At 55.0% G+C, this 22071-nt stretch carries 20 protein-coding genes; 1 reads left to right on the top strand and 19 read right to left on the bottom strand.

Annotated elements, in window-relative coordinates; translation table 11 throughout:
- Nucleotides 1-30: 30 nt before the first annotated feature.
- From flgD to ASF29_RS11885, 16 genes are all read right to left on the bottom strand, one after another.
- Nucleotides 31-468 carry a flagellar hook assembly protein FlgD gene (flgD, locus tag ASF29_RS11810; protein ID WP_062450873.1) on the bottom strand — a complete coding sequence of 146 codons (438 nt, stop codon included), beginning with the start codon at nucleotides 466-468 and terminating at the stop codon, nucleotides 31-33.
- Nucleotides 459-908 (bottom strand): flagellar biosynthesis repressor FlbT, encoded by a 450-nt coding sequence (gene flbT, locus ASF29_RS11815; RefSeq protein ID WP_062450874.1) that lies wholly within the window; start codon nucleotides 906-908, stop codon nucleotides 459-461. Before flbT ends, flgD begins: the two co-directional genes overlap by 10 nt.
- Entirely contained in the window at nucleotides 905-1252 is a 348-nt protein-coding gene (gene flaF, locus ASF29_RS11820) for a flagellar biosynthesis regulator FlaF (protein ID WP_062450875.1), read from the bottom strand. The genes flbT and flaF overlap by 4 nt, the downstream gene beginning before the upstream one ends.
- 54 nt (nucleotides 1253-1306) lie before the next feature.
- Complete coding sequence (locus ASF29_RS11825; protein WP_062450876.1) at nucleotides 1307-2320, bottom strand: flagellar hook-associated family protein; 1014 nt, start codon at nucleotides 2318-2320, stop codon at nucleotides 1307-1309.
- Between the two features lies 1 nt (nucleotide 2321).
- Nucleotides 2322-3764 carry a flagellar hook-associated protein FlgK gene (gene flgK, locus ASF29_RS11830; RefSeq protein WP_062450877.1) on the bottom strand — a complete coding sequence of 481 codons (1443 nt, stop codon included), beginning with the start codon at nucleotides 3762-3764 and terminating at the stop codon, nucleotides 2322-2324.
- Between the two features lie 19 nt (nucleotides 3765-3783).
- Entirely contained in the window at nucleotides 3784-5052 is a 1269-nt protein-coding gene (locus tag ASF29_RS11835) for a flagellar hook protein FlgE (protein WP_062450878.1), read from the bottom strand.
- A 281-nt stretch (nucleotides 5053-5333) separates the two neighbouring features.
- Nucleotides 5334-6005, bottom strand: coding sequence for a winged helix-turn-helix domain-containing protein (locus tag ASF29_RS11840; RefSeq protein WP_062450879.1), 672 nt, complete (start codon nucleotides 6003-6005; stop codon nucleotides 5334-5336).
- A 291-nt stretch (nucleotides 6006-6296) separates the two neighbouring features.
- Nucleotides 6297-6878, bottom strand: a complete 582-nt coding sequence (locus ASF29_RS11845; protein WP_156462638.1) for a transglycosylase SLT domain-containing protein — start codon at nucleotides 6876-6878, stop codon at nucleotides 6297-6299.
- A complete protein-coding gene (locus ASF29_RS11850) occupies nucleotides 6808-8277 on the bottom strand; it encodes a flagellar hook-length control protein FliK (protein WP_062450880.1) in 1470 nt (489 codons plus the stop codon). Before ASF29_RS11850 ends, ASF29_RS11845 begins: the two co-directional genes overlap by 71 nt.
- A gap of 1 nt (nucleotide 8278) precedes the next feature.
- Entirely contained in the window at nucleotides 8279-9517 is a 1239-nt protein-coding gene (locus ASF29_RS11855) for a chemotaxis protein (RefSeq protein WP_062450881.1), read from the bottom strand.
- Between the two features lie 8 nt (nucleotides 9518-9525).
- On the bottom strand, nucleotides 9526-10812 hold the full coding sequence (locus ASF29_RS11860; protein WP_062450882.1) for a MotB family protein: 1287 nt from the start codon (nucleotides 10810-10812) through the stop codon (nucleotides 9526-9528).
- A complete protein-coding gene (locus ASF29_RS11865; protein ID WP_062450883.1) occupies nucleotides 10805-11452 on the bottom strand; it encodes a hypothetical protein in 648 nt (215 codons plus the stop codon). The genes ASF29_RS11860 and ASF29_RS11865 overlap by 8 nt, the downstream gene beginning before the upstream one ends.
- Nucleotides 11453-11637: 185 nt before the next feature.
- Nucleotides 11638-12603, bottom strand: a complete 966-nt coding sequence (locus ASF29_RS11870; RefSeq protein ID WP_062450884.1) for a flagellin — start codon at nucleotides 12601-12603, stop codon at nucleotides 11638-11640.
- Nucleotides 12604-12893: 290 nt separating this feature from the next.
- Nucleotides 12894-13772, bottom strand: a complete 879-nt coding sequence (locus tag ASF29_RS11875; protein WP_062450885.1) for a flagellin — start codon at nucleotides 13770-13772, stop codon at nucleotides 12894-12896.
- A 320-nt stretch (nucleotides 13773-14092) separates the two neighbouring features.
- The gene (locus tag ASF29_RS11880; RefSeq protein ID WP_062450886.1) at nucleotides 14093-14974 is read right to left on the bottom strand and encodes a flagellin; all 882 of its coding nucleotides are present in this window, start codon (nucleotides 14972-14974) and stop codon (nucleotides 14093-14095) included.
- A gap of 271 nt (nucleotides 14975-15245) precedes the next feature.
- Nucleotides 15246-16121 (bottom strand): flagellin, encoded by an 876-nt coding sequence (locus ASF29_RS11885; protein ID WP_062450887.1) that lies wholly within the window; start codon nucleotides 16119-16121, stop codon nucleotides 15246-15248.
- Between the two features lie 380 nt (nucleotides 16122-16501).
- On the opposite strand from ASF29_RS11885, the gene ASF29_RS11890 reads away from it, so the two are divergent.
- A complete protein-coding gene (locus tag ASF29_RS11890; protein WP_062450888.1) occupies nucleotides 16502-18424 on the top strand; it encodes a glycosyltransferase family 41 protein in 1923 nt (640 codons plus the stop codon).
- A gap of 86 nt (nucleotides 18425-18510) precedes the next feature.
- Here the strand turns inward: ASF29_RS11890 and ASF29_RS11895 are convergent, their stop codons facing one another.
- From ASF29_RS11895 to fliF, 3 genes are all read right to left on the bottom strand, one after another.
- Nucleotides 18511-19257: a helix-turn-helix transcriptional regulator gene (locus ASF29_RS11895; RefSeq protein ID WP_062450889.1), complete on the bottom strand. Its 747-nt coding sequence runs from the start codon at nucleotides 19255-19257 to the stop codon at nucleotides 18511-18513.
- 11 nt (nucleotides 19258-19268) lie between these two features.
- Nucleotides 19269-19997 (bottom strand): helix-turn-helix domain-containing protein, encoded by a 729-nt coding sequence (locus tag ASF29_RS11900; RefSeq protein ID WP_062450890.1) that lies wholly within the window; start codon nucleotides 19995-19997, stop codon nucleotides 19269-19271.
- Nucleotides 19998-20357: 360 nt separating this feature from the next.
- Entirely contained in the window at nucleotides 20358-22046 is a 1689-nt protein-coding gene (fliF, locus tag ASF29_RS11905; protein WP_062450891.1) for a flagellar basal-body MS-ring/collar protein FliF, read from the bottom strand.
- Between the last annotated feature and the right edge of the window lie 25 nt (nucleotides 22047-22071).

Below are 22071 nucleotides of genomic sequence, written 5' to 3' on the forward strand. Positions count from 1 at the left end.
ATATAGCGGTATATGATTCGCAACAGGCCGTTAAGACGTGGTCTTCGGCGTATCGGCGATTTTGATGCCCGACGTGATCGCAATCGTGCCGCCAGTCGTCGTGGTGGCTGTCAAACCGTCTGCCGTAACCTTGATTGAGGCGACCACACCGGTGGTCTTCTCGTCTGCGCTGGTCAACGTCTTGCCGATATAGGACGACGCGTTGGACAGCGTATTGACGGAAAGCAGGCTTTCAAGATTGGTGTTCATCTTGATGGACTGCTCCACCTGGGAGAAGGTCGCAAGCTGGGCGACCTGTTCGCTGGCATCCATCGGATCCGTCGGATCCTGATTTTTCATCTGGGTGATGAGCAACTGCAGGAAGTTATCGTAATCCAGCGACGCCTTCGACGCATCCGACTTGGCGGTCGACGTCTTGGCTGCAGTGTTTGTCGTTGCTGTCGTTGTCGTGACGCCGTCTACCGCCATGGTGCGATTTCCCGTCTGAGTTCATTGACCACGGCAGGCGTGATCTCGTGACTGTTGAGAATGGCTTCTTCCTTGGCGTAAAGGCCGCGGATGGTCTTGAGTGCGTCGAATGGACGGCCCGAAGAAACCGTCGCGTCGATGCGCTTCAGTTCCGAGCGAATTTCTTCGTTCTTGAACGTGGTCAGCAACATGGTGATCGACTTGCGGAACAGTGACAAGGACTGCTCCTTGCCTTCAGGGTTGATCAGCATCATCTGGACGATGAAATAGAGCTGCCGCAAAGGCGTTGTCGTGTCCTCAAGTTGCAGGACGTGGTTTTCCAGAAGGAATGTCACGTCATTGAGGAATTCCAGAGAGACTTTTCTGTCAACGCGCAGGACTGCACCGTTGATGAAGATTTTTTCCCCAGACTTCAAAGAGATCCGCAGCGTACTTTTCATTTTAATCCATCCTTGATGATGGTTGTAACGTCGATTATGCCCTGATAATTCTTGGAATTACGTTTGCGTATCTGCTCGCACTCTCTAAGAATCCAGATAGCGATGGATATCAGGTTGGCTTTTAGTTCAACTGGCAGCTCATTTTCCGGTTGTTTCAGATCGTCGATGAGCCTGGTCCAAACGCGTCGTGTGTAGAATACCGCTTCGATGCCGTCCTTGCCGTAATGGTCATGCGCCTTGGCGGCTTGTAGAAGTTCAATCGATCTTTCTAGGACCTGTTTTTCTCTGTCCCGGGCGATATTGGGGTCATCCTCCATTATCTCCGCGTATGAAAACTGGAACATTCATCTTTCCTTCATGGTCTAAACCGCGCCCTTCATAGGCGTTTCTTGTTTTCGTCAGAGATAGTTGACAAGGCTCAGGCCCTGGATTTTCGAGGTGATCGTGTAGGATGTCTCGACCTGGTTGAGCAGCGTCGTCAGGCGTGTGGACGCTTCATATGTGTCGACACCGACAAGGTTGTTGAGCTGCGTATCGATGATGGTCTTCTGGGCGCTCATGTAGGTATTCGCCTTTTCCACGCGTTCCTGCGACAAGCCAATCTGCGCGCGCTGGGTATCGATGCCGGAAATCGCCGACCCGGCCAGGCTTGTGGTGGTGTCGTTAACGACGGCCAGCGCACTTGCATTCAATCCGGAATTTACCAGTTGTGACGATATCACACTTGCAAGCACAAGGTTTTTGAAACCGTCCGAATTGGCAGTGGTGGATGTAGATACGGTTTCTGAAGTGCTAACGCGGCTGCTCATGGTGGTTTCCGACGCGCCTGTCCACGACGACCAGTCAAGGCCATCCTGATAGTCGGCGAGGAAAGCCTTCATGTCGTCCGCAGTCACCGACGAAGGGTCGGGGAATTGCGTCGAGAAAGCCGTGTTGAAATCGTCGGTGATGTCAGTGATGAACGTATCGCTCAGCGTTTGAACATCGGTGTTGATACCGGAGAAGAGGAATTCGCCGTTGACCGAAGTGTTGGAGTAGCTGACGAAGTTTTCGAGCGTGGACATGGCCGTGGTCTTGGCAACGCTCAAGCTGCTGGCGTCCGTGTTGCCGCTGAGAGCGATGACAGAATTCAGCAGGGTCTGGGCCGAAGCGGACATATTTTCCATGGCCAACTGGGACGCGTCCATGCGCTGTTCGGCGATGGAATTGGAGTCCATGATGGATTGCAAACGGCTGCTTTCGCGGTTGTAATCCACACTCGTGGATGTTCGTGTGCCCAGCTCCAGGCCCACATCCGCATAGGTTCCGGTCACGGCTTCGGTCTGCAACTTTGTGATCTCCGTCTGTGCGTTGGAAACGGTCAATTGCATGGCGCTGCTGATGGAAAGAGAAGAAATGGGTGTCGTTTTCATATCAGCCCGCGGCCTCCATCAGTGTCTTCAAAAGGTCGTCAATGGTGGACATCAGCTTAGCCGCAGCCTTGTAAGACTGTTCGATGTCCAGCATCTGGATCAGCTCTTCGTCCAGATTGACGCCTGTCGAGTTGGAGTAGGCCTCCTTCGACTTGTTCAACATGGCCGATGTGCTTTCAGCAGCCGTTGTCGCATTGCTGCGGTATTCTTCCACGAAGCCAACCGAGTCGGATGCGAAGCTGAGTAGAGAAACGTTGGTCGAGATGCCCGCCTTCGGATCAAACTCGACCTGTGCATTCAATGCAGCTGCGTATTTGTACAGCAGGTCCGAATAGCCCGAAGATATATCGGTATTGTAGTTTTCGTCGGCAATATTACCGTCACGAAGCTTCGTCGGCGATGCAACGGCGTCGGGCGACACCTTGATCAGACCGGCAAGGCCGGGCACGATTTCGGCTGTGCCAAAATCGACCACGGACGCATCCGACGTCGTGAACAATCCTGCAACCGGGTCCCCATTTGCGTCCGTTTCAGCGAATGCGCCCATCACGGTACGGGCGATCTCGTCCAATTGCGCCTGATAGTTCGGATAGACTTCGTCGCGCAATTGAAGAAGCGCTGGCAAACTGCCTTTCGCATCGGTGTTGCTGCCGGATCCTGTCTTGACGGCGACACCATCGATATAGATGCTTCCACCTATCGTGGTTGCATCGTAACCAGCGCTGGCATCGAACGACACTTTTCTTGGGTTCGTTTCGAAGAGAGTGGTGCCATCGCTGGTATAGATGACCATGTCGTTGTTGGCGCGAACCGACGTCGACACGCCGACGATCTCAGAAATCTGTTTGAGAATAGCCTCGCGCTGATCGAGCGCGCTGTTAGGATCGCCGCCGGATGCATTAGCCATGGTAACATTGCTGTTGGCTTTACCGAAATCCGAAAGAAGCTGGTTGAGCGTTCCGATGGTCGTCGAGATTTCCCGGTCGGCATCGGTACGCAACTGCTGTACCGCTTGCGTCGATGTATTCAACGAGTTGGCAACGTCGCTCGCAGCGTTGATTGCCGCCGAAGCCAAAGTCACGTCACCTGGCGACGCAGCGTAAGTCTGCATCGCTTCCTGCAGTGCAGCCAGATAGCTGGAAGGTGCCGCAGAATATTCCGCTCCGCCCAAGACGACGCTTAACGAGTTCATGCCGTCGAGAAACGCTTGCTTTCCCGCATCGTCAGACGTTGCACTGAGCGTCTGCTTCAAAAGTGCAGCGTCTTCCGTGCGCTCGATCTTGACCGTGATCGCACCTGTAGTCGTATTGGTGGTCGTGATCGCAGTGCGGCGGTTATAATCCGCAGAACTGGCGTTCGAAATATTGGTCGAAACGACGCCACTCTGAAGAGCCGTATTGCTCAGAGTTGCTTTTGTCGTATTTAGCGCCGAAGCAAGCGACATTCACCCGTCCTTTAAAGCGTTACCGTACCAGATTGATGAGTGTTTCCATGAGATCGGAACCCGTCTGGAAGACCTTGGAATTTGCGGTGTAGCTGCGCTGCGCCTGGATCATTTCAGTCAGCTCGGTTGCGATATCGACGTTAGAAGATTCCAGCTGCTTCGATGCGATGCTGCCAAACCCTGTCTGCCCCGCGAAACCAAGTGTCACCACACCGGAGTCTGCGCTCGGCTGGAAAACGTTTCCGGAGAGAACAGAAAGATTGTCGGGGCTAGCAACATCGGCCAGAGGAATGCGGTAGAGCGCTCGAGACGCGGACTTGGCATAGGTTGCGTAAACCGTGCCGTCACTGTCGATAGACACCGAGCGCACCTGCTCGGCTGGGTTACCATTGATCCCGCCCTTTTCGATCGTCGAGTTCGTAGCAGCCAATTGCGTCATACCAGATAGATCGACCAAGATGCTCAAATCGTTTTCGGTATCATCAAGCGTCAAGCTCTTGAGGTCGAACGTTTTTGTGTCTGGGTCAAAATTCATGATGTCAGAAGCCACCGGGTCGCCACTATACGGAAAAGACCCGTTGGCAGAGGCATCCGCAGCATTGTAAACTGTGACTTCCCAGACGTTGTCTTCCGTTTTGGCAAAATAGAAATCGTATTTAATTTCGTTGCCTAGGCTGTCGTATCCCGTAACCGATGTTTTGAGCGTTCCGATCTGATCGACATTTACCGTAGCGCTATTTTCACTCGGGAGCTTCGTGGGATCAACGATAGGAGCGGAGTCGCTTAGGTTGCCTGTAATGCTGCCGGTAGTAGAAGGCGTTGCCGTCATGCCGTTGGCAGAGACATTCACCGGAACCAGACCGTCATAGCTGTTGATGACGGTGGTTGGAGTCGTGCCGGTGTACTCATAACCCAAAAGTGTGAAGCCAGCGTCGTTGACGAGGTTACCGTTGTCATCAGCAGTAAACGAACCGGAGCGTGTCAGAAAAACGTTGCCTGCAGTGTCCTGGACGACAAAGAAGCCATCGCCATTGATCGCAAGGTCTGTGGAGGACTGCGTTGCAACGGCTGCGCCTTGCTGGGAAATCGAATAATTAACTTTGGTTTCGACTCCGCCGGAATTGTAGTTCCCACCTGCAGACGACAAGACGAGCGAGGAGAATGCGGTCGATGCGCTCTTGTATCCAGTCGTGCTGGCATTGGCGATGTTGTCGCCGACTGTCCCCAGTTTGTTTGCCTGAGCACCCATGCCGGATACGGCGGTTTTCATCGTTCCAAAAAGGCTCATTTCGAATCCTCTGTTCTCATCTGCTGTGAAGTTAGGATGCGGGCCTTGCGTGAGGCTGTCTGTTTTTCTCACTGGCTGGCGATATCGAGAAAAAAGAGAAATTGGTGGGAACCAATCTTTGAGACACGGGTTTAAGCAACCGTCGGTGATGAAAAATGCTTTGAAGTGCAAAATAAGTTGAAAGAAAAACGCCGCGGACTGTTTCAATCCACGGCGTGTCAACGATGAAGTTGCATGTGTTTCTCCCAAAATCCGTATCAGGATTTCCGGGTAGAGCGTGATCAGCTCCAGTCGATGCAGTAACCCAGAAACCGCTTGGAATCGATCGGATCGAAACCGAGCTTCTTACGCAGTTTTTTGCGAAGCTTGCTGATGTGGCTTTCGACGACGTTCTCTTCGACTTCCTCATCGAAGATGCCGTAGATCGCGTTGAAGATCTGCGCCTTGGAAACACGGCGGCCACGGTTTGCGATTAAATATTCCAGAATACGGCGTTCGCGACGCGGCAGAGGGAAAACCTCACCGCTGACCTCGGGGTCGCGTCCGTCGGAAAAGACCCGGATAGGTCCAGCATCCGTGAAGTTCGTGAGAACAGCCAAGCGTCGGCGGATAGCCGCTGCGCGTGCCAGGATTTCACGCGGATGAACCGGCTTGCGGACGACATCGTCCACGCCGCAATCAAACAGTGCCAGTGTCGCATCCAGCGAATGCTGGTCGCTTACCGCAATCACAGGTGCTTGCGAACGATCTCTGATCGCACGCGGCAGTTCCTGAGTCATCTCTGCCTGACCGATCAGAAATGCCTCAATTGCCGCGATGTCAGAATCTGCCGCCGTGTTTACCCATTCACCAAATTCCACTGGATCAAATCCAGTTGAGGGAATTCCCTCTCGCCCAAAAAGGGCTGTGTACCCGTCTTTAACAAGCTTGCGCTCATCAACTACCACGATCATTCGTCCGCCTCCGAATCAGTGTAGCCAATCTACATGCTGAGGTGTACGAATCGCGTGAATCTCTCACAACTACAAAAACATACAGGCATTAATTAATAATTGATTAACCATATTGTCCCGATTTGATCTATATATAGTATGCCCTTTCAAAATTAAGGATATTTTTTTGGTGGAAAAGTGCGAGTCAAGTCACTTTGTGCTTGCTTGCCATTTTTGGATGGAATCTCGCCACATTTGGGTTTGAGTGTCTAACAGGTCTTTATGGCTGACGGTCAAACAATTACAGGTTGTCTAGCCGAGGCAGAAATTTCTCGCATTGGCAGTCCATTGACCGTAGCCTGTGGCAATCAGATTGCTGATGACACGGCACACATATCTCTGTTGGGCGGGGTCATTGTTGGGTCCGGCATGGTAACGCGCGACGGCCATCGTCCATGTGTCGTGACGGTCATGAAGGCTTTTGAGGAATTTTGCGGCATAGGCGACGTTCTTTGCAGGGTCGAACATTTCGGCAACGGAGTTGAATTCCGCACCGTGAAAATAGACGTTGATCTGCATGCAGCCGATATCGATCAGCTTGGCGCCGTTGCGTCTGGCATCATCCACCAGCTTGTAGGCCTCTGGAAGATTTTCGGGAAAATAGGCCTTGCCTTCGATGTTGATGGCAAAGGGACTGAGAGAACCCTTACGTCCTGTTTCCGTCAGTCCCACTGAGTAAAGGATGCCTTCAGGGATGCCGTAGTGCCCCGCCGCTGCCTGTATCTGCCGCTCACAATCGAGCCGCAAGGACGATTGAGAGGCCTCACAGGTAAACGTGGTCAGGACGAGCGCTGGTAACGCGAGCAGGTACTTCAGGCTGTGAAGTGCTCTCATGACTAATGGTCTCCTCACGTGCGCGGCCGCCAGACTGCCGGTAGAACTGTTCCTGCGACTTCTCTTCGTTGCCGCGCTGGCCCTGCTGCGCACCTTGGTGGCCAGAATCCGGGGGCTGTCGGTTGCTGGTGCTGCTATCTTGTCGGTCCGCACCGCTGGCCAGCGTTACCGTGACCTGATCGACGCTGAAGCCCTGGGATTTCAAGGCGTCCAGAATATCGGAACTGTCCTTCTGCAACTCGCTATAGCCCTTCAGTGTGTGGGCCGTCAGCTGTACGCTCAACTCATCGCCGACCAGCTTCATCGCTGCGGTGACGTGACCGAGCTCGACAGGGCTCATCTGAATCTTGAGGACATGCACCACCTGCCCGGTGCTAGAGATCATCGGCCCGTTGCTGGTCTGGCCCGCCATGGTGGTTGCCCAATCAGGATCGGCGACCATCGCGCTCGAAATCGCCGCTGCATTGGAAGCGGCTGCCATGCCGACAAAACGTCTGCTTTCAACGACTTGCACGACATTGGAAACATCGCCTGCAGCCGCAGAAACATCAAGCTTTGCAGATCCATCTTCCTGTGTCTCAATGTGAAAATCGATTGCAGGCGTATCCTGCTTCTGCAACCTGACCACCGTCGATGATGTCGTGCCGACTTCAGCAGGGGCGGCCTGATCAAGCGCCATGCCAGCCAAACCCTCCGAGGACGGATTTGCAGCCTGGTTCGATGATGGCGCTGCCTGGTTGACCGGCATGGTCGTTGATGCAAGCAGGGACAACAAATCCATGCCCTCGCCCGCCACATCTGTAGCCGGAGCATCTGTTTCCGCCTCGGCGTCGCTGGTGCCCTCCACCGTTGCGTCCCCTTGCGATGATGCAGTGGAAGCGATCGGCTTGCTCAGGGCGGTCACCAGCTTGGCAAGATCGCTCATTTCAGGGAGGACAGCAGCATCGGTTTCCGTATTGGCGAGCTGCGGGACTGTGTTGGATACCGTCTCCACCAGCTTCGCGGCATCAGCGCCATTGACAAAAGTGCCATCGTTCGGCTGCCCCACGAGGGTCTGGGTCGCATCCATGAACAAGGTATTCGGTGCCACGGGCTTTGCGAGACCATTGGCGACGGGTGACATCGGGGTCGTACCATCGTTCACCGGCGTCTTGCCGCCGTCCGCCACCGTCGTTGCGGTCGGCTGACCGCTCGTCGCAGTGGCGGTCGTCGAAGACGCCGTAGAAGAGTTACCAGACGCGCTGGACGAGGACTGCGGAGCGGAGCTTTTCTTGTCGAGCGAACCCAGCGTATCGGAAAAGCCCGAGCCGCCCTTTTTAGACGCGCTATCCCTGTCCTGCCTGCCGGTCTGCTTTACGACGTCGGAATTACCGGGAACAATGGTCTGTGCAACGTTCATCTTATCTCTCCTCCTGCTCCAGCAAGGAGTCGATCTCGTTCAAGCGAGCCCGACTCTTGTCGAAGAATTCTTCCAAAGGCGCCCCCGCCACGGCCTGCCCTGACTGTTTCTGGGGCAGAATGTCATCACTGTTGGCCTGCAGAATTGCCTTGTCTCCAGTGGAATTGCCGTCGGCACCTCCCTGCGAAGTCTCGAAGGCAGGTTTTCTGACGATCTGTTCGGCAATTGCCTGCGCGGCGTCGCGCAGAGCAATATCTCTGGGCGAAAGCTCCTCGTTCGGTATGCTTGCCAAGGTGTCGCTGGCGCTATGAACCGCCTCGCTTGGCACACTGGCAAGACCGGAATACAGCTTCGACAAAGGCACCCGGGTGGCATCGCCTGTCTGCGATGTCAGCGCCATGGACTGCTCCGTCGCAAAGCGCGCAAGATCGACTTCACCGCGCAACGACGCCTGCCGAGCGATGCGAAGATAGATTTCCTCTGCACGCTCCTTGTCCATCAGCTGCGCGATTTCAGCTATCTTGTCCTGCTGAACGGAGCCATGACTCTCCACCACGAAGCTGACGAAAAGATCGGCAAACTGGGAGGCGTAGGGGGAGTGCAGAAATCTCACGGCGTATTTGCGGATATATTCAAGCGTCTTGTCCGACTGCTTGGCTTGCATCATCGCAATGATCGAGCGACGCAGCGCAGCCTCTTCGATAATCGTCCCAGGTGCTGTCAAGCGGGCATCGTCGAAGAAGGCAAGCGATCCGACGGGATCCTTGTTGACGACGATGTTGCCGGCGATAAGCATCAAATAGGGCCCGAGAACTCCCTTGCGATATTCGGGAAGAATATCGGTGATGATCTTTTCCGCCTGAATGCCGCGACCGTTGAAGTATTTTTGCAGGACGTTGATGACACGCGAGTCGAAGTGACCCTGCACGTCGCGCGCAACCAGATAATCCAGTGTCTGCGGATTGCCACCGCTCATGATATAGGCAAGCGCGGCATCCGCATTGCGCGAATCCTCGAAAATAGACGCATCGGCTGTTCGCAGTGTAGTATCGATCGTTTCCAGCAAGTATTTCTGCATGTCACGTGCGGAATGATCGCCCAGAACGACGGAATCCTGAACGAACTGCAGCGACCGCAGAATTTTTGCAGGCGGCAGGTCGCTTTGAGCATATGCCTCACCGGCACTGGCCAGCCAGGATATGCCCATCAACAGGGCAGCTATGCGGGTCGCTTTCATCATCCGCTGCCTCAACTATCCTCTAACAATATTTCGATGCGGCGGTTGGCGCCGTCCAGCGGATCGCTGGTGCTCTGCAAGCGCCGATCCGCAAAACCGGAAAGCTGCTTGATACGTGTCTCATCGAGACCACCACGCGCCAGCATGTAGTAGGCTGCATGGGCACGATCCATCGACAGCGTCCAGTTGTCTTTTCCGCCGCTGCTATAGGGCCGCGCATCCGTATGACCGCGTATGACGATCGCGCCCTTCTGCTTGCTGAGAACCTCGCCGATTTTCTGCATGGCAAGAACGAGATCCCTCTGCGGCACGGCTGAACCGACGTCGAACATTGCTGCATTGGATTTCTCGGAGATAGTGATCAGCGTACCGCCTTCGGCCGGCGTTACGACGATGCCCTCCGCAAGCTTGCCGGCGACACCAGCGACCTGCTGGGCAATCTCTTCGCGCAGTTCTTCTGCAGTCTCTTCCTGCGTTTGTGCGGCATCCGCGGCCTTGGCCGATTTCGACTGTGCGGGTTTGGTGGTCTCCTCGCCTATCTCATCAACAGAACCCGGATCGACCTTCTGCGTCTTGATATTCGTCTGTGGCGTGGCGGGATCGCTATCTTCGATGACACTGGCGATGTCCTGCGGAACGGTGTCGGCTTTCGCATCGGTCTTTTTCTGCGCCTTTTCGGGCAATGCCGTATCCTGAATGGCCGTACCGTTCTGATCAGGACGCACCTCGACCTGCTTGCTCCAGAAATCCGGATCGAAGGGGTCGCGATAGGCCTCGCCACCGGATGCACCGGTCGAAGGACCGGAATCGCTTGCGCCACCCTCGCCTTTAGCGCTCACATTTGCCTGCTGGCCAACCTCCTGAGCGATCTCGGCTAGAACAGCATAGGGATTTTCAAAAAGCGCTGCTTCCGAATAGGCCGTCTTGTCGCCAGCGGACGACGTCATATCCTCACCGCTTGCGGCGGCGGCGGCGTCCTGCGGCTTTTCGGATTTTGTGTCAGAGGTCTGCTGCGTCTGCTCACCCTTGGCGGTTTTGGCAGGTTGCTTCATGCCCCGATCGGCAGGCTTTTCGTCAGTCAGTTTGATGGGATTGAAATAGCTAGCCACCGAGGCTTTGGTTTCCTCGTTGGCGGCATTGACCAACCACATCACCAGAAAGAAGGCCATCATGGCGGTCATGAAATCCGCATAGGCAATTTTCCACGCACCACCATGGGCGCCATCGTGGCCGCCCTTGTGGCGCTTGACGATGATGATCTCGTTTTTGCCGTGATGGTGATTTTCGCCTTCACTCATCGGCTAGACCTCTTGCATTCTGGAAGAACTCGGACAGTCTGGTCATCAAGACCGAACTATCCATCTGAACCTTGATATCGATATCGTTGGACACGTCGTAATCGACCTGATTGTCCACATGGCCAAGCTTTTCGCGTATCTGCGACAAGAGCGCATCCGGTCCGGTGATCTTGATCGTTCCGGCAAAACCGTCTTCGATTTCACGCACGATCTGGGCCGAAACATCTGCCGCTGCAGTTTTTGCCAGTTCCCGCTCCATCACCGTGGCGAAGAGGCGAAGGCAGGCAGATTCCACATTGCTGGCGATCGCCTGCTTCATTGACGTCACCGATGTCGCCAGATGCATCGCGATCTCGTCCTCATAGCGGTTGCGCATCGCTTCCATCTCCTTGTCATGGAGCGCGCGCAAGGCATCGAGTTCCTGCTCCTGGACGAGAAGCTGTTTGCGCTTGCCCTCCTCCTGACCATCGGAAAAGGCCTTTTGTTTTTCTGCTTCGAGATCAACGACGACTTCAGGTTCGGATAGCCAGTCGCTTTCGAAGGTGGAGACGGGAGTGTCGAGTTCAAACGTTGCCACGGGTTCAGGCGGCGGTGTGTGTTGACTGAAATCCTTGAGATACTTTGCCAGCGCCCCGCTCATAGCCGCACCTCGCCCATCATCGTGCTTGTCTTTTCTGTCGAGAAGAGAATCATGAAATTATCCGCAAGGCGTTCAGAGAGGGCCAGCAGGGTCGTGTCGCATCGTCATGAGTGCGAAAACCCGGCAGCAATTCAGTATTTCAAAATAGAGAGCCAAACTTGTGCGAGGATGAACCCTACCGCACATCACCCAAACAGGCCAGCCAGGCTTCTGCGATGGTTATTGGCCATGGATACGACTTCAACGGCTAGATCGCGCTGCGTCTTGTAAGCTGTCAGCCTGGTCGATTCCTCTTCCATATTGGCGTCCACCAGACGGCTGACGCTCTTGTCCATGGAATCCTTCAACGAGCTGACGAACGTCGTCTGCTGGTCCATCCTGTTCGACATCGTACCAAGCGAGCTGCCCAATTGGTTGAGCTTCACGGACAATTGGCCGACCACATAAACCATGTCATCGAGCTCTTCGCGCGTCGTTGCATCCGATACGGAAATTTCCGTTCCCGATGCAGGATTCGAGGATTGGGCATCGAGCAGATAATATTCTCGTGGCGTCGAGCTTGGATCACCGTCACGCGCGCTGGCATCCATCCCTGCCGTCATCAAGCCCCGACTGGCGTCGTTGGTATCGACCATCGTCGTTTCGGTCGTGTTTACACTGAGATATTCAAGCGATATCGCACCGGACACATTCTTGTGGAACGAGAATGGCACCGATTTTTCTGCAGGAAGCTGTTCGCTGGAATTGAACAACCAGTTGTCGCCGGAAAACGTCGCAGCTTGCGCAATTGTGTAAAGATTTTCCTTCAGCGCATCCATGGCGTTGTTGATCTGACCGCGATCAGCGCCCGTTTCGTAGGCCGTCGTCAGTTGCGTCATGATCTGATCGACGACATCAATCATCGACGAAACAGCCTCGTAGGCGGTATCGGCTTTCGATGCGCCCAGATTGAGCGCGTCACCGACGCTGCTCAGCACGTTTCCGTCCGATTTCAGATTGGTAGCCGTCGACCAGTAGCCCGAATTATCAGCAGCAGACGCGATCTTGTAACCTGACGTCACGCGCTCCTGCGTTTTCTGGAGGGTGTCGTTACTGAAGAGGAGCGTTTGAAGCGCACTCTGCACGCTGCCGGAGGAAATAATCTTGGTCATGGTACCTACATCGGGCCGGGAGGAACGGGGACATGCCAGAACTCTCTGGCGCAAAGCCGCACTCTCATCATGAAGAGGCACAGACGCGACATGACACGAAGCATCGCACGGCTTAGGGTTAACGAAATGCTAAACCCGTGACAAGTGTTATACCCGCCCAAGCTATGGCGAAACTTGCGCGATGCGTCTTTAAAGCCAAAAGCATCGTCTTTTTAAGCCCTTGCCAGAAAAAACGAAGAAGCCGCGCCTCCTTTTCAGAGGGCGCGGCCTGAATGGGCAGGATATCGATCTTACTGCTGGAAGAGCGACATGATGTTCTGTGCAGAGGAGTTCGCAATCGACAGGGACTGGATCGCAAGCTGCTGTTGTGTCTGCAAAGCAGAGAGCTTGGCCGATTCCTCTTCCATGTCGGCATCGACCAGACGGCTGACGCCCGATTCCATCGCGTCTGAAAGCTTGGCCGAGTAGCTATCCTGCAGATCGATACGAGTCTGAAGGGCACCGATAGCCGCAGCGGAGTCCGTAAGGTTGCTGAGCGCAAATTCGACGATGTCCATGAAAGCGTCGATGTCGCCTTGCGTCGACGCGCTTGTTAGCTGAACACTCATGACGCTGCCGAGAATTCCGCCTTCACCAATCCCATCGGCGATGGTCTCGAACATGGCATAGGAGGAAATGTTGAACTTCGCAGTGGTGACGCTGACGCCACCGCTGGCTGTACGGATGAAGCCGTCAACAACGCTTGCCTGCGTGGCGTCGCCCAATACCATCCAGTTTTCGCCGGAGAAGGATGCGCCCTGTGCGATTGCGGAAAGCTGCTCCTGAAGCTTGCCGATTTCAAGCTGGATCTGAGCCTTGTCCGTGGACTGCTCGCTGGCGGTGACGAGCTTTGCCTTGATTTCGTCGACGGCACTGATCGCGCTTTCCATGGCGGCGTAGGCCGTATCGACCTTGGCGGCACCGACGCCCAGTGCGTCCGAAGCGGCATTCAGCGCCTTGTTGTCGGAATTCATGGTCGTGGAGATGGACCAGTAAGCGACGTTATCCTTTGCCTGACCTACCCGGTAACCGGACGAAACGCGATCTTGTGTGTTGGACAGGTCGGTGTTGATCGAGCGCAACGTCTGAAGGGCAGACATTGCAGAGGTGTTTGTCAAAATACTAGTCATCTGTAGGTCGCCCCTTTGGCAAATTTTTTAAGAAGGGACATTCCGGTCCAAGCCGGGAAACGCAGCAGGCAGCTTCATGCTTCCCGATCGAAGTGACCGGTGCGCTGTTTCGATGACCACAGAAAACAGGTTTTTGGTTAACAAAGGTTTAATGGTAGGAGTTCTTTTACCTTGTTGAAGGAAAGATTAAACTCAAATGGAGCCGTTAATAAATACTAACTTATTGTTAAATATGAATATTTTAAAATTCTCACAAGTTAAAATTTTTTACGAAAAAAGCCGCGCTAGGGGCGCGGCTTTTCTATTGAACGTGCCGATCATTAGCCTCTGAAGAGGGTCATGATGTTCTGCGAGCTGGAATTCGCAATCGACAGCGACTGTACCGCCAGCTGCTGCTGCGTCTGCAGGGCCGAGAGGCGCGCCGATTCTTCTTCCATGTCCGCATCGACGAGACGACTTACGCCAGCTTCAATAGCGTCGCTGAGCTTGGAGGAATAATCGTCCTGCATGTCGATACGGGTGGACAATGCACCCAGAGCGGCAGCACCGATTGTCAGAGTGTCGAGAGCAGTTTCGACGATTGTCATGAACGCATCGATGTCACCCTGTGTGGCAGCGCTGTTCAACGCAATGGTCATGACGTCGGCCAGAATGCCGCCGCTGCCGACGCCGCCGGCGATAGAGTTGAACAGAGCGTAAGAGCCAGCGTTGAACGTCGCTGTCGTAACCTTGACGGAACCGTCCGAGTTGCGGATGAAACCATCGACGACGGTCGTCGAGGAACCCGTGTCACCCTGAATGGCCCAGTTTTCACCGTTGAACGAAGCGGCCTGACCGATAGCCGTCAGCTGCTCCTGCAGTTTGGTGATTTCGAGCTGAACCTGGTCCTTGTCAACGGAAGTTTCGCTGGCGGTGGTCAGCTTGGCCTTGATTTCGTTGACGACGTCGATGGCGCTGTCCATGGCGGCATAAGCCGTATCGACCTTGGCTGCGCCGACACCCAGAGCGTCTGTTGCAGCATTGAGTGCCTTGTTGTCGGAATTCATTGTCGTGGAAATCGACCAGTAGGCAACGTTATCAGCAGCTTTACCGACCTTTTCACCAGACGACACGCGGTCCTGCGTCGTGGAAAGGTTTGAATTGATCGTGCGCAGAGTCTGCAGTGCAGACATAGCAGATGTGTTCGTAAGGATACTGGTCATAGTATTGATTGCCCCTTTGGCAAGTACAATTGAAGGGACATTCCGGTTTTACCGGTAAACGACAATCAGCCTCATGCCTGCCGAGTAATATATTTACTTTTCGGCCGCCGTTTCGATAGACCGATCTAACATCATTAAGGTTAAGAACTTACAAATATTATATAAATAAATAGTTAATTTTAGATAATTTTTAGTAATACTTTGTTAACGGATAAAACGCGAAAGGCCGGACCTTTCGGTCCGGCCAATTTTTTCGATACTGAAATTCGTATTAGCGGAAGAGCGAGAGGATGCTTTGCGAGCTGGAGTTCGCAATCGACAGCGACTGTACTGCCAGCTGCTGCTGGGTCTGCAGGGCCGAAAGACGTGCAGATTCTTCTTCCATGTCGGCGTCAACCAGACGGCTTACGCCAGCATCCATAGCGTCACTCAGCTTGCTGGAATATTCGTCCTGAAGATCGATACGGGTCGAAAGAGCACCCAGAGCGGCTGCGCCCTTGGTAAGTTCGCCGAGAGCCGTTTCAACAGTCGACAAGTAACCATCAATGGCGCCCTGCGTGGACGTGTCGCTCAGTGCAATGGTCATGACCGCGGCCAGGAGGCCGCCGCTGCCAACGCCGCCGGCAATGGTTTCAAACATTGCGTAGGAGCCAGCGTTGAACGTCGCTGTCGTAACCTTGACGGTACCGTCCGAGTTGCGGATGAAACCATCGACAACAGTCGTCGAGGAGCCGCTATCCTGAATTGCCCAGTTTTCACCGTTGAACGAAGCGGCCTGACCGATAGCGGTCAGCTGCTCCTGGAGCTTTTTGATTTCAAGCTGAACCTGGTCCTTGTCAACGGAACTTTCGCTGGCGGTGGTCAGCTTGGCCTTGATTTCGTTGACGACGTCGATGGCGCTGTCCATGGCGGCATAAGCCGTATCGACCTTGGCTGCGCCGATTCCGAGCGCGTCCGTCGCTGCACCAAGCGCCTTGTTGTCGGACTTCATCGTGGTCGCGATGGACCAATATGCTGCACCGTCAGAGGCATCGGCGATTTTCAGACCGGAAGACACGCGATCCTGGGTGTTGCTTAGGTTCGAATTGATGCTGCGCAGTGTCTGGAGTGCATTGCTGGCAGACGAGTTGAAGTTGATGCTAGACATAAGTTGCCCCTTAAAACGCGGTACAAGAGAGGGACATGCCGGGTTACGAGTACCGGCGCGAACGGTTCGGCATCATGCCACTCGGTTCCGTTTTCTAATGGACACCAAACCCGTCACGCAAAGATCAAAATGCGCGGCAAGCATTTCCAAGTTCTTAATTTCGAGGGGTTTGCGATACCCCTCGATTCTATTGGTTAACGATACGCAAACGCCCAGACAGAGCGATTAACCAAGGTGAGACAGACCTGAGGACCTACGAAGACCTGTTTCAGGCAAGCTTCGCCCGATACGATCTGTCGGATTTCTAAATCGGCAGTATCCGCGCGCCTTCAGAAGGCCGCTGTCTGCAAGCGGGATCGCAAGAAGATAGAACGGAACACATGTTAAACGAAATCAGCTATGCCGCCGCTTCGAAGCACTTCAAGACCGGTCAGTACACGCAGGCTCTTCAAACCCTGAACAAGCTGATCGACACGAAGCGCGATGCGCGCACCTACGCTTTGCTCGCCAAAACCTGCATGCAGATCGGCATGCCGGAACAGGCAGCGACATCCTATGAGCTGGCCTATCAGCAAAATGGCATAGATGCGGAAAGCTATCTCGTCGACAGTATCAAGCTCTATTACGATTGCGGGCAGAAGGATAAGGCACTCTCGCTGTCCAACAAGCTGATCCACCGTTTCCATAAATATCCCGATATCTGCTATATCGTGGGCACGATATTGCTGGAGCGCGGAGAGCCTCGAATTGCCAGGGCACTGAAAAGCGTCCTGATGAAGAGCGACTCGATCGAGCACGTCAAGCTCGGTGCACGCATCGCCATCACCACTTGGGACCTTTTCGATCCGAAAGACATCGAGACGGCCCGCCTGCTTCTGGCCAAATTGCCGCGCCAGCAGGCCGTACGCCTGATGTATCTCGTCTTTTGCCGCGAGCACAGTAAGTTCGACGCCATCGAGAAGCATCAGCCGATCATTGATGAAGTGGTCGCTGGCGGCGAAACCCGCTTCGTTTCGCTGGATGGAACGTTCTTCAATCTCCATTGGAGCGGCGACGAGCACATTAACCAGCTTGCACGCAGCAACACGCCAGCCTTCAATCCGGAAATGAGCGTGACCCGTCGGCAGTTGCCCCATGAATGGGGTGAGAAGATACGGATCGGCTACCTGTCGTCCGACCTTTTCGACAAGCATGCAACCATGAAGCTCATCCGGCGGGTGCTGGAGCTGCATGACCGTGATCGCTTCGAGGTCACGCTGTTTTGCCATTCGGCTCCCGACCTGCTGGAAACCAACGAGGCAGATCGCAGCCTGTGGGGTGACGTCGTAACCGTGCGCGAGATGAGCAACGAAAACGCACTGGCTGAGATCAAGGCGCGCAACATCGACATCCTCGTCGATTTGAAGGGGCACACGGCAGGCAATCGCACCGCGATCCTCAATATGGGCGCCGCACCCATTCAGGTCGCCTGGATCGGCTTTCCCGGCTCAACGGTCAATGTCGATCTCGACTATGTCATTGGCGACCATCACGTACTGCCGGATAGCTCCAAGCCGCATTACTACGAGAAATTTGTCCGGCTGCCGGAAACATACCAGCCCAACGACCCCGTCAACCGCCCGCTGGCCAAACAAGTCAACCGCGCCGATCTCGGCCTGCCGGAAGATGCTTTCGTCTTTGCGTCCTTCAACGCCAACCGCAAGATCACACCTCAGGTAGCTGAACTCTGGGGCAATATCCTCAAGCGAGCACCCAACAGCGTCATCTGGATCCTGCACAACAGCCAGGACAGCAGAACCAATATCCTGACCAAATTCCTGGCAATGGGGATTCCAGCAAAACGCGTTTTCTTCATGAAAAAGCTGGATTTCGAGCTTCACCTCAACCGTATCACGGCTGCCGATCTGGGACTCGACACCTTCCCCGTCAACGGCCACACCACGACATCGGAACAACTGTGGTCCGGCCTCCCCGTCTTGACGGTTAAGGGCACCAACTTCGCCTCGCGGGTCAGCGAAAGCCTGCTGCATGCCATCGACGTGCCGGAACTGATTGCCCAGGACGAAGCTGCATATGCCGATCAGGCTGTGGCTTACGCGCTCGACCCCACACCATTGAAGGAAATTCGCGCCCGTATCGATGCAAACCGGTTTACCAAGCCGCTCTTCGACGCGGAACGCTATTGCCGACACCTCGAAACTGCCTATGAGATGATGGTCGAGCGGGCGAAAGCAGGCGCTGAACCAGACCATCTCGATGTCCCGGCCTTGCCAGCACGCAGCGGCCCCTTCGAAGTGCGATGACCACATTGGCCCGGATCCCATAAGGATCGGGCCAATCTCGCTTCGCTAACGGTATTGCAGTCCAGACGCGCAGCCGAAACGTGCTGTCAGTGAATGTAGCCCATGCGGATCGCCTTGGCGATGGCCTGGATACGATTGACCGAGTCCAGCTTGATGGTCGCTGAGCCGAGATAGGCGTTGACCGTGTGGACTGACAGACCCAGCTTCACGGCAATCTCTTCACTGATCCGACCGTCTCCGGCAAGCTGGAGGCAGGCGACTTCCCGTTCGCTGAGGGACTCGGCCGGGGTGACGCGACGCTCGTCGAGAGCCAGCAGATCCACCATGATCTCGGTGCATTTGATGTGCTGCTCCAGAACGATCTCGTTATCGAGCAGCAGATTGCCTCCACAGAAGACCACGAACCCGTTGCCAATGGTTCCCAGCCGCACGGGAAGCGCTAGGCCCGCATAGGAAAGATCGTCATTGGCAAGACGCACCATGAGCGCGGGTACATCGGGAATATCGGCAAAACCTGAGCCGTTGTCGCTCTTCCAGGTCACTGGCAACAGAGAGCGTTCCAGATGCTCCAGCAAGCGTTCGCCCATGGCCTGCACTAAACGCGCGCTCTGGTCGCTGGCATTGATGCCCCAGTTTTCAAGCTCGCAGAACAGTTTGCGCTTGTTGGGAAAGCCCGATGCCACGGCCCTGACAACGACGAAGTTCTTTGCACCCAGAATGCGCTGTATCGCCACCAGCTTTGGAAACAGATCAGAACGGCTGCTGGCGGTCCCTGCCCGCGCCGGAATGACCTGCTCTGTGCTGGCCGCTTCGGAGTCCTTGTAATAACCCATGCGAGGCGCCCCTATACGAGATTGTTTCGAACCGCATAGGCTATGGCCTCGGAGCGGGTCTTGGTTGCCGTCTTACGCATGACGCTGGTGATATAGTTGTTGATCGTATTGCGGGAAATCCCGAGGATCGTGGCCATTTCATCGCTGGTCTTGCCTTCGGCGATCCAGAACAGGCATTCAAGCTCACGCTCGGTCAAATCGATGTCCCGCTCGATCCGCGATTCCGCCACGATGCCGGAACTGGCGAAATATCCCGCCAGCATTGCAGCCTCACGCAGACGGTCATCGACAGGCACGGTGTCTTCGGCAAACAGCAGCAAAAGCGAGAACCGCACGCGACCGACGCAGAAGGTCAAGGCGCAATATTTACGGTCTATCCCGTGGGCAATCACGGCATCCTCAGGCAGGAAAAGGATGCGCGGCTTCAACAGCGTCAGGCATTTTTCCATCTCGCTGACGCGGTTCTGATTGTTGGTCAGTTCGGCACCCAGCCTGCGCACAAGATCGAAAGGCCAGTCGGATGTGATGATGAAATTGAGACCTGCTTCCTGCAGCAGGTCTTCGCGGGCCAAGAGATAATGGGCAGCCCCTGCAAAGGACGCAAGCATTTCCACGGCAGCTGTAACGTTGCCGTCCATAGCCGCGACAGAAATATTCCGAATAAGCTGATCGCGCGGCAACTTCACCGACCTGTCAAACGGCGCAGCTGAAAGCCTGCGAACATCAACATCCACCTTCAATAGCCTACGCCCTCTTATTCTCCTGAAAGGAGATCACTTAACCGGGATGGAAATCATTTCCATTCAGAAACACAATCACAATCCGTGGCTTGCATGTCTGGCGACCGAATCATTGCATTTTAGGAGACGCTACGGGAAAAACCATAAGCAGTCGAAAACTTCCCCGTATTTATCTCCTGATCATACCACCGAAAGCATATTGATGTTATCGGCCTCGCACAGAGTTGATTTCAGTATTCCAGCGTAAATTGTCGGCTTGATGAACAAACTGTTAACTTCGTCCCAAACCAGAACATGTGCGCCGCTTCGATGCAAGCGATAAAACGGAAGAAGGCCGGTCTCGGAGACCGGCCTTCTTGTTTATGCTGCTTTCTCGATTGCCCATTTGCGGAGGATTTTGGCGGCGCGTTCCTCGCTGATTTCCACCATCCGCGAGAGGCGGCGCTCCGGCCCTTCGCGAACCCGGCGATTGAAGTCGCCGCTGTCGCTGTCGCCCGAGAGGAGATCGTCGGTGCTGTCGAAGCCGAAGTCCGCACCGAAGCCATCCATGAGACCGCCGCCTGCGCCGGCACCACCCATGGCAGGCGAGAAGTCCGGCAGTTCCAGACCAGCCGCTTCCTGACCCACTTCCGCCATGGCCGCAGAGCCGCCGGAGAAGGAGCGGACCATCGGGCGAACACCCAGCCAAACCACGAGGAAGGCGACGACGACGAAGGCGAGCGAATTGATGAGGCCTGCCGAGTTGCGGCTGACGACTTCCATGAAGCCCGGTCCCGCAACCGGCTGGTCGAGTAGCTGGGTTTCCAGGAAGTCCATGGCGGTGATCGTGACGACGTCGCCGCGATTTGTCGAAATACCCGCCGCAGACGCAACGATCTTCTGCATTTCTGCAAGGTAAGCATCGACCTTGGCCTGGTCGGCAGGCTCGCCGATCATCTTGGCAAGGCGACCCTTGTTGACAACGACAGCAATCGAAATCTTGTCGACCGTATAGCCATTGCGAACCGTGGCCGTCGTCTTGGAGTTGATTTCGTAGTTGGTCTGCTCTTCCTTTTTGGCGGATTCGTCAGACGACTTCGGACCACCGCCGCCACCCTGTGGAGCAGCCTGCGGTACGTTCTGTTCAACGGTTGCAGCCGTATCCGGCGTCGTTTCCTGTGACTTCTGGTCTTCCTTGGTGGTGCGAACGGAACGCTCGACGCGCGATTCAGGATCGAAGACTGTTTCCTGGATTTGCTGGCTATCCGTATTCAGCTCGGCTGTGACGGTAGAGCGGAAGTTATCCATGCCCAGAAAAGGCGCAAGCGCCTTGTCGATCTTGGTTTCGAGTTCCTGTTGAACGTTCTGGGAAAGCGTCAGCGAGCGATTCAGGGCTCCGTTGCCGACATCGTCGCCGGAGGCCAGAAGCTGGCCAGTGGAATCGAGCAGCGTTACATCATCGACCTCAAGGCCGGGAACGGCCGAGGCAACGAGGTGGCGAATGGACGAAGCGGCCTTGCGGCCTGCGGTGGCGCTCGCGCGAATCATGACGGAGGCCGTTGGCTTCTGCTCGCCACGGCGAAAATTGCCGACGTCCGGCATGACGATGTGGACGCGTGCTGCAGCGATGCCATCGATCTGCTGGATCGAGCGACCAATTTCCCCTTCAAGCGCGCGGACGCGGGTAACTTCCTGCATGAACGAGGTGAGACCGAGTGAACCGACATTGTCGAAGAGCTCATAACCGGCATTGGCGCTATCAGGTAGACCGCGTTCAGCCAGCAAAAGACGAGCCTTGCTCGTCATGCCGACTGGCACTTGAAGGCTCGTTCCATCGGCTCCGACTTGAAAATCGACGTTGGATTCGGCCAGTGCGATGCTGATCTTGTTCAGATCCATCGTTTCCAGGCCGACATAAAGTGTTTCGTAAGCAGGTTTGTTCACATAGAGCGCTGCGGCAAGAATGATCGCCATGGACAAAACGCCCACGCCACCCAGCACCAAAAGCCGCGTCTGCCCAAGGGCCGCGAAATTCTTTAAAACCTGAGGGAATTGATTTAACAGATTCATTCTGTCCCGCACCGTCATTCAAAAG

It is taken from the genome of Rhizobium sp. Leaf262 (assembly GCF_001422245.1).
Lineage (GTDB): Bacteria > Pseudomonadota > Alphaproteobacteria > Rhizobiales > Rhizobiaceae > Agrobacterium.